This is a genomic window from Chryseobacterium sp. SIMBA_038 (genome assembly GCF_046535115.1).
Taxonomy (GTDB): Bacteria; Bacteroidota; Bacteroidia; order Flavobacteriales; family Weeksellaceae; genus Chryseobacterium.
This window is the reverse complement of sequence record NZ_JAWRXH010000153.1, coordinates 1-274: the sequence shown is the minus strand read 5'-3', so window position 1 is coordinate 274 and position 274 is coordinate 1. Positions and strand designations below refer to the sequence as shown.

The following is a 274-nucleotide window of genomic DNA, read 5'->3' as shown; positions in this document are numbered from 1 at the left end:
ATCCGTGGAGACTGGGGGAAAATTATCATTAAAGACGGCGCCAACGTTCAGGAAAATTGTACCCTGCATGTTTTTCCTAATATAGAAACAATCCTCGAAGAATCTGCACATATTGGCCACGGAGCGATTATTCACTCCGGTCACATTGGAAAGAATTGCTTAATCGGGATGAATTCTGTAGTGATGGACAAGGCTTATATTGGTGACGAAAGTATTGTTGGTGCATTGGCTTTTGTGCCTGCCAACTTTAGATGTGAACCCAGAAAGCTGATTG

At 42.7% G+C, this 274-nt stretch carries 1 pseudogene; it reads left to right on the top strand.

Annotated features, from left to right (window positions below):
• A pseudogene (locus SB689_RS23080) lies at positions 1-274 on the top strand (gamma carbonic anhydrase family protein); the annotation flags it as partial.